Origin of the sequence: Vibrio sp. CUB2, assembly GCF_001557945.1 — a bacterium.
GTDB classification, from domain to species: Bacteria; Pseudomonadota; Gammaproteobacteria; order Enterobacterales; family Vibrionaceae; genus Vibrio; species Vibrio owensii.
On record NZ_LNRB01000003.1, the window covers coordinates 1 to 17,730 of the forward strand.

Annotated in this window: 15 protein-coding genes and 4 pseudogenes; 10 read left to right on the forward strand and 9 right to left on the reverse strand. The window is 40.3% G+C overall.

Annotated features, from left to right (window positions below; genetic code table 11):
* Positions 1-307, reverse strand: a 307-nt coding sequence (locus ATB78_RS04790; protein ID WP_179946992.1) for a transposase, incomplete at its 3' end; no start/stop codon positions are given.
* 112 nt (positions 308-419) lie between these two features.
* Between ATB78_RS04790 and ATB78_RS04795 the strand changes: the two genes are divergently transcribed.
* The 5 genes and pseudogenes from ATB78_RS04795 to ribB form a co-directional block, all read left to right on the forward strand.
* Positions 420-1,454: an IS110 family transposase gene (locus ATB78_RS04795; protein WP_061008210.1), complete on the forward strand. Its 1,035-nt coding sequence runs from the start codon at positions 420-422 to the stop codon at positions 1,452-1,454.
* A gap of 552 nt (positions 1,455-2,006) precedes the next feature.
* Positions 2,007-2,906 (forward strand): hypothetical protein, encoded by a 900-nt coding sequence (locus tag ATB78_RS04800; RefSeq protein WP_061007937.1) that lies wholly within the window; start codon positions 2,007-2,009, stop codon positions 2,904-2,906.
* Between the two features lie 377 nt (positions 2,907-3,283).
* Positions 3,284-3,562: a hypothetical protein gene (locus ATB78_RS04805; protein ID WP_061007938.1), complete on the forward strand. Its 279-nt coding sequence runs from the start codon at positions 3,284-3,286 to the stop codon at positions 3,560-3,562.
* 1,020 nt (positions 3,563-4,582) lie between these two features.
* Entirely contained in the window at positions 4,583-5,017 is a 435-nt protein-coding gene (locus ATB78_RS04810; RefSeq protein WP_276278259.1) for a hypothetical protein, read from the forward strand.
* Positions 5,014-5,661 (forward strand): annotated as a pseudogene (ribB, locus tag ATB78_RS04815) (3,4-dihydroxy-2-butanone-4-phosphate synthase); the annotation flags it as partial. The gene ATB78_RS04810 and the pseudogene ribB, both read left to right, overlap by 4 nt.
* A 14-nt stretch (positions 5,662-5,675) precedes the next feature.
* Here ribB and ATB78_RS29320 read toward each other — a convergent pair.
* Complete coding sequence (locus ATB78_RS29320; RefSeq protein ID WP_155647754.1) at positions 5,676-6,521, reverse strand: phosphodiester glycosidase family protein; 846 nt, start codon at positions 6,519-6,521, stop codon at positions 5,676-5,678.
* A 336-nt stretch (positions 6,522-6,857) separates the two neighbouring features.
* Positions 6,858-6,965, reverse strand: a complete 108-nt coding sequence (locus tag ATB78_RS30050) for a DUF4158 domain-containing protein (RefSeq protein ID WP_240537362.1) — start codon at positions 6,963-6,965, stop codon at positions 6,858-6,860.
* A 157-nt stretch (positions 6,966-7,122) separates the two neighbouring features.
* On the opposite strand from ATB78_RS30050, the pseudogene ATB78_RS04820 reads away from it, so the two are divergent.
* Positions 7,123-7,308 (forward strand): annotated as a pseudogene (locus tag ATB78_RS04820) (recombinase family protein); the annotation flags it as partial.
* 102 nt (positions 7,309-7,410) lie between these two features.
* Here ATB78_RS04820 and ATB78_RS04825 read toward each other — a convergent pair.
* The 3 genes from ATB78_RS04825 to ATB78_RS30255 form a co-directional block, all read right to left on the reverse strand.
* A complete protein-coding gene (locus ATB78_RS04825; protein WP_061007939.1) occupies positions 7,411-7,791 on the reverse strand; it encodes an AlpA family phage regulatory protein in 381 nt (126 codons plus the stop codon).
* A gap of 42 nt (positions 7,792-7,833) precedes the next feature.
* Positions 7,834-9,099: a site-specific integrase gene (locus ATB78_RS04830; RefSeq protein WP_061007940.1), complete on the reverse strand. Its 1,266-nt coding sequence runs from the start codon at positions 9,097-9,099 to the stop codon at positions 7,834-7,836.
* 243 nt (positions 9,100-9,342) lie between these two features.
* On the reverse strand, positions 9,343-9,474 hold the full coding sequence (locus tag ATB78_RS30255) for a hypothetical protein (protein ID WP_266098663.1): 132 nt from the start codon (positions 9,472-9,474) through the stop codon (positions 9,343-9,345).
* 574 nt (positions 9,475-10,048) lie between these two features.
* Between ATB78_RS30255 and ATB78_RS04835 the strand changes: the two genes are divergently transcribed.
* Complete coding sequence (locus tag ATB78_RS04835) at positions 10,049-11,233, forward strand: IS256 family transposase (RefSeq protein WP_061007941.1); 1,185 nt, start codon at positions 10,049-10,051, stop codon at positions 11,231-11,233.
* A 257-nt stretch (positions 11,234-11,490) separates the two neighbouring features.
* On the opposite strand, the pseudogene ATB78_RS28215 reads toward ATB78_RS04835, so the two are convergent.
* Both ATB78_RS28215 and ATB78_RS04845 read right to left on the reverse strand, forming a co-directional pair.
* A pseudogene (locus tag ATB78_RS28215) lies at positions 11,491-11,944 on the reverse strand (DDE-type integrase/transposase/recombinase); the annotation flags it as partial.
* Positions 11,945-11,949: 5 nt separating this feature from the next.
* A pseudogene (locus ATB78_RS04845) lies at positions 11,950-13,067 on the reverse strand (IS3 family transposase).
* 244 nt (positions 13,068-13,311) lie between these two features.
* Between ATB78_RS04845 and ATB78_RS04855 the strand changes: the two are divergent.
* The 3 genes from ATB78_RS04855 to ATB78_RS04865 all read left to right on the forward strand — a co-directional run bounded on the left by ATB78_RS04855 (position 13,312) and on the right by ATB78_RS04865 (position 15,702).
* Entirely contained in the window at positions 13,312-13,836 is a 525-nt protein-coding gene (locus ATB78_RS04855) for a winged helix-turn-helix domain-containing protein (protein WP_155647770.1), read from the forward strand.
* 1,291 nt (positions 13,837-15,127) lie between these two features.
* A complete protein-coding gene (locus tag ATB78_RS04860; RefSeq protein WP_061007944.1) occupies positions 15,128-15,499 on the forward strand; it encodes a glycosyltransferase in 372 nt (123 codons plus the stop codon).
* 14 nt (positions 15,500-15,513) lie between these two features.
* On the forward strand, positions 15,514-15,702 hold the full coding sequence (locus ATB78_RS04865) for a hypothetical protein (RefSeq protein ID WP_061007945.1): 189 nt from the start codon (positions 15,514-15,516) through the stop codon (positions 15,700-15,702).
* Between the two features lie 366 nt (positions 15,703-16,068).
* On the opposite strand, the gene ATB78_RS04870 is transcribed toward ATB78_RS04865, so the two are convergent.
* Positions 16,069-16,977: a hypothetical protein gene (locus tag ATB78_RS04870; protein ID WP_061007946.1), complete on the reverse strand. Its 909-nt coding sequence runs from the start codon at positions 16,975-16,977 to the stop codon at positions 16,069-16,071.
* Positions 16,978-17,730: the final 753 nt, after the last annotated feature.

The following is a 17,730-nucleotide window of genomic DNA, read 5'->3' on the forward strand; positions in this document are numbered from 1 at the left end:
ATGAAACCTCAACTTCCTTAGCTCGGCGGCTTATACAGGTGTAGTGCGGGCAAACAAGCGGGATGTTAGCCAGCTTAAATACAGAGTCTAGAAAACCTTGTAGCGCTCTCAATGGCATAGAGAAAATCCGTTTCACCATCAGTGCGGTAGTAATAGCTAAGTCGCTGAACCGGCGAGGTCTACCACACTTGCCTTGTTTGTTTTCAGCTATCGTTTCCTCATCAATCCAAAAGGTCAGAGAACTACGGTTGATTAAGGCTTTGTTGTACTGCTTCCAGTTAGTTGTTTTATAAAGAGGTTTAGGCATGAGGCTACGACGATTGATGGGTGTAGCCAATGGTATGGACACCCCTCACCCTTATCACACTGGATTAGCTACATTATATAAACATGGTTTATTCGTAGGATGGGAGGCTCAGATGGGAACGATTATTCGTGTGGGTGTCGATTTGGCAAAAAATGTTTTCCATATTCATGCTGTTGATGAAAATGAAAAAACGACCTGGCAGGGAAAATATGCAAGAAACACATGGTTAAAAGCGATCATGAAACGAGTGCCTTTTACAGCAATCATTGGAATGGAAGCATGTGGTTCCTCTCATTACTGGGCAAGAGAACTTATCAAAGCGGGGTATACAGTGAAGCTTGTTGCAGCTCAATTTGTAAAGCCTTATGTCAAAACTAATAAAAATGACAAAGTCGATGCTGAAGCCATTTGCGAAGCGATAAACAGGCCGAATATGCGCTTTGTGTCTGTAAAGACGAGCGAGCAACAAGATATTCAATCAATGCACCGTGTCCGAGAAGAACTAATTGCTCAGAGGACTGCCAGGGCTAATCAGATTAGAGGCTTAACCGCTGAATATGGAATCGTTGCACCTGTTGGTATCAGTAATTTGAGAAAACATATTCCCTGTTGGTTAGAAGACGTAGAAAACTCGTTATCATTCCAATTTAGGGAGTTACTACAAGTATTGTACGAAGATTTAATCACACTAGATGAACGCATTGATAAGGTAACTAATAAGATAAAATTGAGCCTTAGTGACAACCCGGTTGCTCAAAGATTAATGAAAATCATCGGCATTGGCCCACTCGTTTGCAGCGCACTACTTATTGACCTTGGTAATGGCATGAGTTTTAAAAGAGGTCGAGATTTTTCGGCATCATTAGGGTTGGTTCCTCGACAACACAGTACTGGGGGACGAGAGAGGTTATTAGGTATAAGCAAAAGAGGCAATGGATACCTGAGAAAGTTATTGGTTCATGGTGCCAGAGCTGCATTTCGTTATGTTAAGGATAAAACAGACGCCTTAAGTTTGTGGATCAAAAAGCTAAGTATCACTAAGCATCCGAATGTAACGATCATCGCGCTTGCGAACAAGTTGGCAAGGATTTCATGGGCTATTGTTGCCAAAAACGTTGAGTATGACGCATCTCGCGCTGCGGCTTAAATGCTATTGATTTTTGAAAACAGAGATATGAAGAATTGCATAGTAAAGAAATGATGGAAAATAGGTCAAACCAACATTATTAAACCCCAACCTGATCAAAGAGCTAATAGCTCGTGTAGCCGTTTGGGAGTTAATGTGCGGATAACGCCATTATGGTTAGATGCGCAATTAAGGCATTACTAATGAAACCGAATACACGTGGGCAGTTATACCTTCATTTTCATTAAAATTTACTTGCAATCGAGGGAGTGTCCATACACGATCAGATCGTAGCTTCTAGATTTAGTTCAATCGATTTAAGCAACAAAGCCCCCCAATTGTGCAACAGCCTGTTGCACAAATTAACCTGAATCAAAAATGCCCCATTATTGCTTTCGCCCAAACGTCCACGCCATCTGTCGGATTAATTTTGACAAAACAACAATCCTGCTCAATATGTGCATTTCTTTGGGCGGTAGAGGTTGTCAGGATATTTCAGAAACAGTATTGTGAGTTTGCTCTAAGAAGGGGGGATAATGTTGAGTTATGTAATTCAACGACTTTGAGATATTTATGCCACTACTAACGACCACACGTCTTCCCTCTTCATTTCCAGCTAACCTGATACCAAAAGACTCGGAAAAAGGTTCAGGTGGTTTTTCAGCCAATGTAAAAAGTGTTCGTAGCGTTCCTGATGGCATTATCTATAGCCCATTTTATAATGAAGATATGGTAATTCAGGCCCTGGAAATTAATACAGCAAGGGTTCTTAAAGGAAAAGAGCCCTTACCTATGATTTGCTCTATGTTAAATCGAGGTACTTTGAAGTCCTCAATAAGTGAATTCAAAGATAAAGAATTACAAGTAAGACTGAAATACGGTGAATCCTATGAGAAAAAAATGAGCCCGTATATTAAATTAATTGGTGTTACAAGTGTTCACGACGCTTTCCCATTAGAAACAAAAAGGCTTGGAGAGTATCAAGCAATTAATCAACTGAGGGTAACTGATCCTAAAACGCTACCTGATAAAACAATTGAGACTATTTATGTTATAGGTCATGGTGAAGCTGGTAGACCACATTTGTACGAAACTGCAAAATGTGGCAGTGGTAGTAAGCCGATATCGGATGTCATCAGCGAAATAAGTCGTCTTGTTATAAAAAAGGTTAAATCAGACGTAAAAATAAAAATAACTGCGTGTGAAAGTGCCGATAGAGAGACGTTACATTCTTTTGATAAGATAAATGATTTTTCAGAGAGAGAAAGAGGCACCGAGCCTTTGGCAAAAAGTGCAAAAAAAGAAGCTAGTAAGCACTTTCCTGAATCTCGAGTGTTTGGATATCACGGATTAGGTATTAGTCGTGGAGCCGACTATATTTCGAAGGCTAGATGTTTATATTCTAACTTTGATAATACTACTGGCAAGGTGTCCCAATGGGTAAAAGCTAGCACTGTAAGAAAAGAGTTTTAGACTTTATCAGCAATGTTTTGATTTACCATAACATCCGCTGTATGTAGGTAGTTTTTGATTTAACTCAAATGTAGGCGCAATCGCATCAAACAACAACCCTGCTTAAAATGTGAATTTCTTTGGGCGGTAGAGGTTGTCAGGATAATTCAGAAACAATATTGTGAGTTTGCTCTAAGAGGGGGATACAATGATGAGTTATGTAATTCAGCGACCTTGAGATATTTATGCTTATATCCCCTGTATCCCCTGTATCCCCTGTATCCCCTGTATCCCCTGTATCCCCTGTATCCCTTGTATCTGGGATAGTAGGCCAAAATCCTTCCCATTTTGCCTCCAATGTGAAAAGTATACGGAACAGTCCTCGTTTTTTAACAAGTATGGAAGATAATAACTTATTGCACTTGGACTTATTTCCTATAAAAGATGGTACATCAGAAGATGCATCAGATGTGGTTCCGTTTGATTTTTTTCCTACAGATGATGATTTAGTAAGGTACGCGAGTTCTGATGAATATGTGGTTTTGTGGAGAGGTACTAATCGTGTGCAGGCTGAAAATATATTGCAAAATAAAACAGCATCAGGAGTTGGTAAAAATGACGTAATCGCTATGCCTGAATTGAAACCCCAAAAAAAGACACCTTCAAGGTATACGTAAAAATCTCGTTTTCATGATCAAATAGGGAGAGGAAGAAACTTACCTGAATATACAGCAAGTAAGGATGTGGGTAATGGATATGCACGAGATCACTATTTAGTTGTTGTTGAGGTTAAGCGAAGCTTATTAACTCAGGGAAGCCGATCTGAATCTGGTTGGATCTTGGAGCCTAATGCCAATGTAAAACCGTTAGCCGTTGTAGATTGTACATTAGGAAAACCTGAGCCATTTACACCAAATGCATCATAGTAAACATAATATACGAACTGCGATTTTTAGAAAGACCGCCAACTGGCGGTCTTTCGTCTATCTGGTTGTTACACGATCGCACACGTTCGAGACAGATTTAACGTAACGACACTTAATACGTCCCCACACAAACCAATACTTTTGCTAGTGCGATGCTACTCATCGCACTAGCTTTTCACAACCAGATTTGCCATACCCCTAGTTATTGGTGTTTTACTAATTTAGAAAAAGCGCCGGAAAATTTTTGTCCAATAATGAGCTTGGTTAGCCAGTCGTACTTTTGTGATCACCAAGCGATTCTGTTGTATCTAGCAACAGAACTTGATACTCAAGGAATGACTTCCCAATGGAAAATATAGATAAATTGTTAAACAGAATTACAAAATAAACCGATCTAATTTGTTCCTTCTATAGAGTAAGAAAATTGAAAGAAGTTAGATTTTAGATAGAAAACGTAGATATATTGTGCGCAGCCCTTGTGGGTAAAGGGATTTTTAACTTTATGTTAAGGGTGTTTTTTTATGTTCGATAGAAAAAATTGAGCCGTTAACTAACTTCATATCCCGAGTATTGCTCAAGCCGGATGAGTCTTTTGAATTTAGTGCAGGGCAGTACATTAACGTCAGCTAAAGCTTTGGTAGTTTACCGTTTTCTATAGCCTCATGTCCTTCTAATAGGGCGTTTTTAGAACTCCATATTGGTGGCTCAGATATCAGCAAGAAAAATACGCTTGTGATGGAAGAACTCACCAATTCATGCGGCTGCGGTAATATGGTTGAAGTTAGCGAAGCGCGAGGCGAGGTTTGGCTGCGTGATGATAGTATCAAACCCTTGGTATTGGTCGCAGGCGGGACAGGAATGTCTAGCACCCTAAGTATTTTGAAAAACAGCTTGGATCCACGGTTTAACCAGCCAATTTACGTCTATTGGGGGCCAAGGATATGGAAAACCTGTATGTGCATGACGAGCTTGTGGATATTGCGCTTGAAAACAAAAACGTCAGTTACGTACCAGCCACTGAAATATCAACCTGTCCCCAATACGCTAAGCAAGGAAAGGTGTGTGATGAGTGATTTCCGTAACTTATCTAAGTTCTATATCTGCTTGTGTGGTCCTTGCAAAATTGTTGAAGTCGCGCGTGATTGGTTCTGTGATAAAAGAGGGGCAGAACCAGAGCAACTTTACGCGGATGCGTTCACTTATTGAGCTCAACGTTACTACTAGATGAGTTTGGCACTCCAGTACAAAGGGTAGAAAGAGCGATTGAGGCTCTGAAAAATGGCCTTGGTGTTCTATTAATGGATGATGAGGATCGCGAGAATGAAGGCGGCCTTATCTTCTCTGCACAGCATCTTACCGAAGCGCAAATGGCACCCATGATCCGTGAATGCAGTGGTATCGTGTGTTTGTGCTTAACGGAGGAACGCGCAAATTGATTAGAGCTTCCTCCGATGGTGAAAGATAATCGCAGTAAAAACCAGACTGCTTTTACGATTTCGATTGAAGCAAAAAAAGTAGTGACGACGGGGGGCTCTGCGAAAGATTGCGTTACAACGGTTAAAACGGCTACTTATTTTGATGCTCAACCAGAAGATTTAGCAAGACCAGGCAATGTTTTTCCGCTGGTCGCGAAAACAAATGGCGTGTTGGCCCGTCGAGGTCATACCGAAGGTACGATCGATTTGATGTCTCTAGCAAACTTAGTCCCATCAGGGGGCCTTTGTGAACTGACTAACCCTGATGGAACCATGGCGAAACTACCAGAGACCATTGAGTTTGCAAGGCGCCATGAAATGCCAGTGCTCACTATTGAAGATATCGTCGAATATCGGACGGTAATTGAATTAAGAAATGAATATGATCGCTATAGTGCATTTTTTAAGGGGGACGACAAGATTATATTTGCCAACTCTCTCTCTTTCCCTGCGCCTCCACCTTTTGAGATAACTTTACGATCATCACCTGAGGAGACTCCCATTTGAATAGATGCAGCACCATCTAAATTTAATACTTGGTCTTCTTCTTTGGCCAATGAATTAGTAATTTGGCACCATTCTCTCATTGTTGCTCCCTTTTCTCTCAGCCCGTCATCATTTGTCAGGGTTTGTAAACGAATATCCTCTTTTGCTACTGTAACTGCTGCCCTCTCATTTGAATTTCCTGCATGAGTTAAAGCACCTGCATATTCATTTAGCTGACTGGGTTGTCCCGATGGTAAAAAATAAGTGAAACGTTCTCCTGTAAACTGGCTTTCTCGACGTAAAACAGGACCAGAGGTTAGTATGGTATCTCCTTTACGGTTACGCAGTTCACCAAAATCTTCCTTCCAAGGCTGAGCAACAGGAATCGTATTGTTTTTGCCTTTAATTGTGCCGATTGTGTAGCCAATAGGAGCCGCACTTCCGTCACTATCCTTTAGACCAGATCTATGCACAAAAAAACCGCCATTTATATAAGCTGTGTCACGAGTAGGTTTACCTTCTTGCGCTATTAAGTCACTTGGCTTTTTAGGGCTCTCTCCGTCTTTTATCGCGACGACATCAACACTCTCTTTTCCTTTCTTAACAAGTAAAGAGTCATATTGTGCTCCTGGTTTTAAGTTATTTAGGATGGAAGTAAAAGGAGTGTTTACTGAAGGTTTTGTCTGTAACCCTGTATTTTTTATTTTGGTATGTACAATGTTCGGCGCTATAGATCTGACAGATACCATTTTTCGAACTTGATTCCCTCGAGAAACGGCCTGAACATACGAAATTGCCTTAACGTTGAGAGGTAAGGTTCTGTTTTGTGAGTTTGTTTGACTATCGATAGCACTGCTAGGAGCTTGAATCTTAATATTTGTACCTTAATTTATTGGGTTATAGGAAATGGTAACGTTTACTATAGAACCAGAAGTTAATTAAGAAATGTAGAGATTAATCATGATATTTCTCCCATTTTTCTGAGTAAAAAACATCACTAATCAAGATGAATTTGCATTCACTCATCGTTGGCTTTTCTAATTTATATATAAATATTTAGGTCTTTCCAGACTGTTCAAATCGGCTCACTTTTGCTCAAGATGGAAGTGACGAGCTAATTGAACATCATTTGGTTCGGCGGCATAACACCCATAGTTTTGCTTTTGTTCCTCGGTCAAAAAATCGACTGGCATACTATTCTCCTACAAACTGAAAACTTAATAATTTCGCAACCGTCCGAAATGTTATAATTTATTGGGCACCATAAAACAAATGCTTATGAGTGTCTATTTAATCGACAAAATGAGATAGTAGACATGGATTGTCTACTATTCGATATAGAAGACGATTTTGAGATTATTTGGGTATGCTCGTGTATCGACCAGTCAACAATCCCTTGATATTCAGCTCAAGGCACTAAAAAGTGCCGGCGTGAAGCCGAACCGGATTTTTAGCGACAGGGCATCCGGTAGCAACAATGAGATAAAGGGATTTGAATTACTTCAGGTGAAAGTGGAAGAAGGTGATGTTCTCTTGTGAATACCACCTATCTCTATAGGTGTTATTTTAGGGTGGTTACTTAATTGGAACTGAGAGCATTGCCTTATCAGTCTCATAGTCACCGCGGAATTTTAATCTTTAAAGACTTATAGAATTCAAACCACAATTACATAGCTCCGCGTTGACTTCGCTGAGGAGAAAACCTGAAGCTCTGTTACCTATAGTAACTAAAGGAGGTAATGCACCTTTGTTTACTTGTTCATATATGTGGGATTTAGATCGTTTTAGATGAAGTGAGAGCTCGTTCATTCTCACTATACGTTCATTATCTATATCGCCAGAGTATTGATAGCCCCGTTTATTGATCATACTAAGCAACCAAGCGTTCACTTCTTGTTTGCGATATAAGGTTGTGTTCCCCATAAAATCACTTTCAATTTTATTTGGAAAGTTCGGCAGGTTTGAAATCGTGCCTTTGCTCACTGAGAGCTTTTTTGCAATTTGAAGCTTTGTGAACACGAATACTCCTATTTATCAGAAAAGTAAGGTGTGGTTTAAAAATCAAGGGTAATTAGGTGTGGCTATGCCTTGTGCTCGTAGCTCTTTTTCTACGGACTCAACACAGCTGTGTTTCTTGGTTACCTCGGAGTATTTTTCTCCCCATATGCACATAATTTGCTTCCGCTTGTCAATAAACTCAGTTCGATTGTATGCAGCGCGAACTTTATTGTTATCGGTATGAGATAGGATCATCTCAATGAGCATTGAATCTTCCAATTCAAGTTCTTCATGCAATTCTGTGCTAAAGATAGCGCGTATCCCGTGAGCGGTCATTTGGCCCTTTAACCCAAGTTTTCGGAATAAGTTACCTAATGCGGAGGTACTGATGGGCTTGTCTTTAGCTTTTTGTGGTGAAGGGAAAATATACTCACTGTCGCCTGATATGAGTTTAGCTAGTTTGAGTACATGAATTGCTTGTGGTGACAAAGGCAAAACATGTTCTAAGCCATTTTTAGAAAGTTCTTTCGGAATTGTTAATGTAGATTCTTCAAAATCCACATTACTCCATGTGTTTTGGGTCGCCTCTTGAGCACGAAGAGCGGTCAAAAACATGAAGTCGAATAGGAGCTTAACCTGAGCTGAACTTTTTGATGACACTACCATTCGAGATAGCTCAAGGACTTCACTTAGTTCAACACACGCATGCGGTTTTGGTCGATGTTTAACAAGGAAGTGATTGATCTTGCTGAAATCAGGCGTCTTTAGACCATATTTAATATGGCCTAGGTTGTAAGCTCTTCGTAGTATATCAATGACTCTTTTGTGTTGAGATACATAGCCCTTTTTATCCATACTCATTGCAAAATCATAGATGTGCGTCGGTGCCAGTGCATGAGCAGGAGTTGACCCCAAGGAAGATTTTGTAATGTACTTTTTTGCTCGTTGATATTCTTTATCATGATGACTTTGCTTCCATGTACGTTTTTTTGTTTTTAGGTACTCAAAAACTAAACCATTGACGGTAAGTTTACCTTTGCCACAGATTCTTTCTAATACGTGTCTCGGTTCTTCGCCTTTACCCCTTGCTCTATGTAATTCGTCGCGCATGTTTCTGGCTTCTTTTAGTTTTAGAGAGGTTGTTTTGCCAAGCGTTAACAGGCTCTCTCTTCCATTCAAACCTTGTATTCTTAAGCGATACACCGACCTACCTGAACGATAGAAAACAACGACCAGACCACCCCCATCGTTTAGTCTCAGGTTCTCTTTATCAGCCGGGCATTTCGTGTGTTCTATTTGTTTGACGCTTAGTTTGTTCTGTAACGGCATTGGAGTTCCTTCATTTTGGCTCTTTTGTGATAGATATACTGGTAGAAGGATAAGTGAGGTCTATTTAGGGATTTTCTTGCGTGATTGCTCGCGAAAATAGCAGTCTTACAGGGTTGCTGACTGTGGGGGAATATTTGACTGCTTCGTCTGGAGTCCTACACAACTTTGATTTGTATAGATAGAAGGTCGCGGTATGAGAGTTGCTGGGCTGATTTGTATATTTCTAATTCAGCTTGCTAGGGCTTAAGGCAGGAGCAAAACAAAGAACATAAACGCGATTACAAGAGCAATCATCCCCAAGAGATCTGAGTTAGGGTTGATATTCTCTGGGGTGAATTCTTCAATGCCTAGCTGTATTTTGGGTTTCTTTTGCATGTTTGTTTCCTTAGTTGTTGGCGTTTGTATTCTTATTTTTAGACTGGTTGAGTCTCTTTTCGTTTAAGGAACTGAAGAAAAAAGTCTGCATTTACTCTTTTTATCAGTTTCTTGTGTTTTTTATGAGGTTAAGGTCAAAGGCTCAATAAGCACTGCGACATTCCTCTTCTGTTTATAGTTTCAAGCATAAACATAACATGTAGGTAACGACTCACAAGTCACTAAAAGACATAAAAAAAGCGTAAGTTAGTTTGGAAATTAATCTAATCGCGTAAATATGAATGCCCCGTAAAGGGGAGAATGTTAAAAGGTCGACGCCCGGTAAGGAGATCACACGAGAAGTGGGGGCTGACTATATACCTAGGTGATGTTTAGGAAGCATGCCTAGTTAGGAGCTCTGGTGAGGGAGAGAATGTGGCGTTCTAAACATGGATGCGGTTAGACGCGACCACTCTCCCTCCATAATCCTGATTCGTGAGGTATGCTTATTTCTGGTGTATGGAAGAGAAAAGAAGGTGCGGTGTAATCTGTTGATGTAGTTCTCGCCAGAACGATTAACAGAAAGGTACACCGCATGACTGATAATACTGTTTTTTCACTGAATACACCACAAGACTCACTTACAGAACTGATACGTCAAGGGGCTAGAGATTTGATTGCACAAGCTGTTGAAACTGAGCTTCAACAGTTACTTGTACAGCACCAGAATGTAATGGTTGACGGCAAACAAGCCATTGTCCGCAACGGTTTCTTACCTGAGCGAACCTTGCAAACAGGTGTCGGTGATGTCGAAGTGCAAATTCCTAAGGTACGAGATCGTTCAGGGAATGGCGTCAAATTTAATAGCAACTTGTTACCACCGTATCTCAAGGGAATATCTACGGGTGATATGCTAACCGCTATTGAATCTTTGCTTGGTAAGGATGCGAAAGGCCTTTCTGCCAATAGCATTTGTCGTCTCAAAGAGCGCTGGTATGCTGAATACGAACTGTGGCGTAAGCGTGACCTCGGTAGGCGTCGCTATGTTTACGTTTGGGCTGACGGTATTTACTGTCACATTAGGATGGACGATAAGCTCTGTTTACTTGTCGATGACACTGGACGCAAAGAAGTCCTTGGCGTTCTGGATGGTCATCGAGAGTCAGAAGCAAGTTGGACGGAACTCATTGAGCAGCTACGAGCACAGGGATTACAGTTAGCACCGAAGCTCGCCATCGGAGATGGCGCGCTTGGCTTCTGGAAAGCGGTTGCTAAGTGCTGGCCTCAAACTGCCCAACAACGGTGCTGGGTACATAAGGCAGCGGATGTGCTTAACAAGGTGCCCAAAAGCGTACAACCGCGAATAAAGGAAGCACTGCAAGATATCTGGATGGCAGAAACTAGAGATGATGCTTATCACGCCTTCTCGACCTTCCAAAAGCGTTTTGAAGCCAAGCATCCAAAGGCAACCGACTGCTTAGTGAAAGATAAAGCTGAAATGCTGGCGTTCTACTATTACCCAGCAGACCACTGGGTTCATATCAGGACAACCAACCCAATAGAATCAATGTTCGCCACAGTACGTTTACGCACGAACGAGGCAAAGAACTGTGGAAACAGAAAGACTACGTTGATGATGGCCTACAAGTTAATGCGAAGTGCAGAAACGAAGTGGCGTCGTCTACGAGGTTTTGCACTCCTAGCAGATACTGTGAAAAAAGATGTTCGCTTCATTGATGGAGTGAAAGAAATGGAGAGTCATCAACAGGCTACTGCATGATTCTCCATACAACACATTTGACAATAGCTCTGATTCGTTCAGGAGATTAGGATGCTGTAGTCACTCTTCATTCCCCGCTAGTCTAGGATAATTAAACTACACCTTCTTTGGGAGCAAACTACTTAGTTTGCCTCTATTTTAATAAGTTGTTGAATAATTATATATGTACACCAACTATATAATACTGTGATCGAGTCTTCAGAAGTGAACCCCAGTGGTTGGACACATAAGCTAATTTCTTAAGTGGTTGATCCAGCTTATGCAGCGTACCTTTGCCTGCCGAAGTAGGCTTCATCAGGAGTAAGGTCATTGAGTCCTTGATGGTTACGCTCTTCATTATAAAACACCATGTAGTTACCGATTTCAAGCTCGGCTTCACGCGGTGTCGTGTAAGCTTTTAACTAAACCTCCTCATCAGGCTACACCATAATCGTTCGATAAAAACTGTGTCGACTCAGCGACCTTTTCCATCCATGCTAATCCGTACACCATGATCAGTTAATTTCTGTGTGAACTCAGAGCTAGTAAACTGATTGCATTGATCTGAATTGAAGGTATCTGGCGGTCCATAGTGCTTAAGCGCTTCCTGAAGAGCTTCGATACAAAAGCTCGTATCCATAGTATTAATAGCTGCCGAGACAATACTTTACAGCTATACCAGTCTATAGTGGCAACTAAGTACAGGAACCCTTTAGCTATTGGTGTATATGTAGTGGTCAACAAATACCGGACACAGATTTAAGTCGATTTTCTGCATCGACTGGCGATAGCCCATCATTGACTTGATGGGGCCGCTGCCGATTGCAATAAGAAATCAGGTAATGGCTGATATCTCTTCTTGCTTGAGTTCGAATAAGATATCCCGTTGTGGGTAGCCATTCGGTTTTTAAACTCCTAAATAGCCGCTCCATTGTTACGTTATCCAAGCAGTTACCGCGTCGACTCATAGTCTGAGTGATTCGATAGCGCCAAAGCCTCTGCCGATATTTGCGACTGCTGTATTGACTGCCTTGGCCTGAATTAAACATGACATTCTTAGGTCGCCCTCGTTGCTACCAAGCCATTTCTATGGCTCTGCAAGCCAAGTCAGCGTCAGGTTTGCCTGATAAAGACCTGCCCACAACGCGTCGGCTGAATAGGTCGAGAACAACGGCTAAATAACACCACTTCGAACCTGACCAGATGTAAGTAATGTCGCCACACCAAACTCTAATGGGCACTGCCACTGAGAGCTCTCGTTTCAACAAGTTTGGAATATCTGGTCGCTCTGATTTTGCATACTTATCTTTATGGGAGCCCGGTTGTTTGCTCACTAAGCCAGCTTCATGCATGATTTTCTGCACTTTAAATCGACCTACGTTGATATTTTCGGAGCGCAGCATCAATACAAGGCTTCGACTTCCTGCTGAACCCCGGCTCATGCTAAAGAGCTCTTTTATTCGGCTAATCAGTCGGATCCGTTGAGGAGCTAGTTTACGCTGTTTAGACGCGTAGTAACAGGATGAAGCGACACTAAACAGTTCGCAGAGCATTTTGACCGATTCATACTCCCTCAATTGGTCAATTAACGAGAACGTTCGAGTTCGTCCGACATTAACAGAGCTGTGGCCTTTTTTAGTATGGACTTTTCTCTTTCTAAGCGACTAATTCGAGCTTCCAACTCTCGGATTGTCTGTTGTTCAGGAGTCAATGCTTTACTCATTGGTGTGGTACCACCACGTTCGAGTCTGAGTTGCTCGACCCAACGTCTCAAAGCCGTCTCTCCAACATCCATGGAGCGCGCAGCTTCAGGTATCGATTATTCTTGGTCAAGAACTAAGCTTGCCGCTTCTATTTAAAATTCAGACGAAAATGTTCGTCGTTTTCGTTTTGTCATTGAACACCTCATTGATGGTGGAAACTTTACCACCTAACTTGGTGCCTGGGATCATTAAACCACTACATTATGAGTGGGCCGTAGGAAGAGGGATTGTCAATAGTGTTGGTGAAATAATATCTCCTTCAACAGGTTTTTCCATTATTACGGCTAACTTATTTTTCTCATAACCAATGCTTATTAATGGGATTATGTTGTGAAAATGTATTATACTCTTGGGGAGAATGTGAGATTTTGTTATCAAAGGCGTGAGATACAGACAAACTCTGGCGTGACTAAGTTGGGGGGGCGAGAGGCTGATATACTTTTGTTATTGTTAGAATTTTCTAATGTAGTTGTGTCTAAATCTTTTATTAACGAAAGAGTATGGGGGGATGTGCTAGTTGCCGAAACTTCACTTACTAAAGCCATTTCTAATATTAGAAAAGCGTTGTCTAAATATTCAAAAATTAGTTGTGAGTTAAAGACTTTTTCAAAGCAGGGTTATGTGCTAGTCGTGGAAGGTGATCTCGAAGAGGTCAGTGATCATACTAAAGAATCAGAATTCAAAAAAAACAATTCTCTAGTGGAGAACTCTTCTGCTCAAAAGTTGAGAAGTGCTAACTGCAAACATCATGCATTTTCTTTTTGGTACATAAATCTTTTGCAGATGACATTGATAGCGTTTGTAACTTCGATTATCACAGTAGCGACAGAGCTAATTGCATTTAAGTTAAACTTATTTTAGCGTTATTTGTTCTATTAAAACGTCTTTCAAAGAAAAGTCGTTTTTTAAAGATTAATCACCTAATTTCTTACTAAATCGACCTTAAGTGAATAATAAATTTTCTATCTAGGTGTCTCTTTAAATATAAAATCTAATCAATGTTGTGTTTTAAATTGATAAACAAGGAAATTGTAAGGGCTGAAACTCTGATTAATTGTGATGAAATGCTTTTTGAGTAGATAAAATTTAATCGCTATGCCACACAAAATCCTCAACAACGTTGGATGGGCGTTTTACTACATTTATGGACGAAAAGTATCTAACTTTCATTTGAAGGAGACAATATTGCTGAGTGAGACTGAATATTAACAAAGGGAAACATCCTTCGATATAACATCAATCAACTATTCAGGATATAGGATGAAAACAGATGCTTTTTCGCTAAACACAACATAAATACTCAATTCGTATAACTCGATCTCAGCGCCAGGTAAACCTTGCAGTAACTTTGGCGCAATCTTTCGTAGGTGGGTGCACATACAAGGGTTCAGGGTTTTCCGATAGTACTTAGTTATCCAAGCTATATTATATTTAGTGTAATAAAAGCTATTGGACGAGATGTAATATTGTATTTAGCCATCGTACCGTCTCTTAAGGCATTCATCCGCGGGTAACCCCGTGGTTTTTTGTATCCACAGAATAAAATAACACAGGCTGCAGCAGCGTGTCGCAGTAGAATACCTGACTTTTCAAAGCTAAATCATCAGACCTTATCTTAGTCGAGGCGACAAAATTTTGTTATCCAGAAAGTGAACTCAAACCTATTGCTAAACAAATCCATATGATTTGAGTGGCATCCGTACCTCAAAAAAATTGGAGTGCGAATACTGCAGCTCTAAGTTCCATTGCACCATTAGGTGCAGAGTTGCAACTTAGAAGTCTTTTACAGAAATTGATGGTGTCTCAAAATAATGATGAGGCTTACGCTATCTATTTTTGAGCTAAACAAGGCACTAAAGGGATAATGTAAAGCTTTCAGAGGACAAGTCCTAGAACGGTATGAGCTGGTAACGAAATTAAATTATAAGGAAATAATCTTTCGACTAAACAAATTACTAGAACAACAAAGAGAAGTTTCTATAGGCTGAAGCTAAAATGTCAAGCCATACTGTTCAAGCATGGGAGCGGTACAAAGGAGGGTTAAATAGATATGTTAAACGCTTAGAAGAGGTACGTAGTGACCTCGAAAGCTCAGGCCTTTGCAAGATATATGTGAGAGATTTATCAAACTCCGAAGACATCAAGTTTGAAAATGAAGAGGCTTATCAACATGAAATGGTTGGTCGTGGAGGGGCTTTCAGATATTGCTCGTTATGAGATATTGAATCAACATGATGGTATCTATACTGATGTTGATCTAGAGTGTAAGCAAGCGTTAGCCTTTGATATGCTCAAGAGCTACCCCGATCTTGTTCTGGTTGGTATGGCGGCTGAGACTAGAAGTGTGACTCCATACTTTGCCAATGCTTTGATTGCATCACACCAAGGCAATAAATTGATTAGTGAACTTATCGGAGAAACCAAAGAAGAATACGATTACATCAAAGGAAATGACTTTCCGGAACAGGATATTTTGTTCGACCCAATAAAGCAACGATTGAAAGAACGGGGCCAAATAAACTAAGGGAGCAGGTACCTGTGACACTTATTCGTCCTCTAACGGATATTAACTCAAAGTCAATGAGAATTTGGGATAAGGCTCAACAAATCAATAATGACATATGGCAAGCCATTGACTCTCACTTTATTTTTCCTGAAGCATTAATTGAATTTGAAACCCCAGAGCAAACTGAAAGCGTCACTAAGGTGATGTCTGAACCAACATAAGTTTATATACTGATTGATTAAAGTCATTATTGGAGGAAGAAGTATCGGCGAATGCATCATCAGGTTGCCCAAAATAGTATAGTCGCTCGATCTTTCCAGATCAGATAAGCTGATGATTTTCTTTGCATTACGCTGGAAATGATCTGTGGATATATCGTATCGTCCTGTTACGATTTTATTTTTCAATGACCTACGAGGTTTGTCCTTTTGTCATTTAAAAATTCCGCTGCCATAAGGTTACGGTGGCGGAATTCTCACAAAAAACTACAAGGATGAAGTCTTGCTTTTTCATGTTGTGACCAGCGTATCAGTTTGATTTATGGTCGGAATCATTTAGTGGAGCACAGCCCATTTCCTAGCTATTAACTATAATAGATCGCTTGTTTTTATGGGGAAGCTGATTAGGCGATTAAAGTTATTGTGATAAATGTCGCAGTAGTCCTTGGTAATGTTTAGCAATAATGGGTTAGAAAACAGCCTAATAAGGTCAAATTCATGAATATACCAATTGCCGTACTTTGAATCTGGAATAGACTTAATTAGTTGACCCCCTAGTTTTTCCGATAGCATAAGCCCTTCAAGGCCGCGAAAGCTAATGACCAATTTTTTTTTGTATGAATAGCGTTCAAGCACTAAATTCGCAAATATTCCACATAACAAATAAAAATCCTCAGAAGAGCGGTAGTATGCTAACGTCACTGCTAAACAGTTTTGCGAAGAATACTCATTCTTATCTCCTGGAAGGGCCATACAATCTAAATATGCGTCAAATCCATGCTGCATCCAGATGAAGGATTCGCATCTATTATTGTCTTTCGTTCCAATTGCTAAGAGCTCAGCATTGATGTTTCTGTAACGAATTCGTTCGGCAATTTCCTTTAAATTAACTATCTTATCTGAAAATGGCTTTATATATGGGTAAAGTTCGTTGTATTTACCTTTTTGGTGGAACAAGTAAGTTTCATTATCAGAAGCTAAAATCTGATGATAGGGGGAGTCAATCCGCTTTATGTACTTCATAAATGTACGCTCATCGGAACTACTGACTTTAACTTTTTGAAAATTGTCTAAATAAGCAGGGAGACTTTGACATGTTTGAGCGATTAATAATTGCTTGTAAAGAGTTGGAGTGGAGCGACCTTTAGCCCAATTAGCTAGTTTCGTGGAGTCCAAACCATAAAACTCCTCATGCTCCAATTGAAGCTTAATCAACAACTCTTTCTTGGGAGTGTTAATTAATATTCTAGTTTGTAAAAACTTATCAAAGTTACTCATTTTAGATGATTCCACATTTTTCGCTTATGTTAGGTAATTTGTGCTGCATAGGCAATGCTTTCGTGGATTTTGTTCTATGCTTTAATTGTTTTGCGTTTATTTATTTTTTGGGTGAATGCCTTTGGAGACGGTTCGATGGCTAAATGCAATATGACATCTCGTCCCATAGTGTTTATTACACTAAATATCATATAGTTTGGGTAACTAAGTACCGTCGGAAAATCCTGAATCCTGGTATGTGCAGCTATCTACGAAAGATTGCGCCAAAGTTACTGCGAAGTTTACCTTGCGTTGAGATCGAGACGATAAGCTTTGATGAAGATCATCTGCATATAATGATGCTTATCCCACCGAAGTGCAGTTCAGACGTCATGGGTAAACTAAAAAGCCAATCGTCGCACCACATGCGAAAGACGTTCAGTTGGTTAAATAAGGTTTACTGGAAAGAGAACATTGTTTGATCGCCAGGTTATTTTGTCAGTAGCGCAGGTGTGAATGAACAGGTTATAGCGAATTACGTTAGACATTAGGGGGAAAAGGAATCTGGTCAACTCCGCATGGAGTTGTAACAGTAAGTAGCCAGTGCATACACGTGGGAGTCTACGACGTTCTTTGATTAAGATTTTGTCGTTGGCGAACTGATACCCTTAAGCCTTTGTTTTCACGCATGAGTTGCGTTGTCCCTTCTCGTGAGATTTTCTTTAGTTCTTTTTTGAGGTTGGTACCTTCTTAAGGGGCATCAGTAGAAGCTAT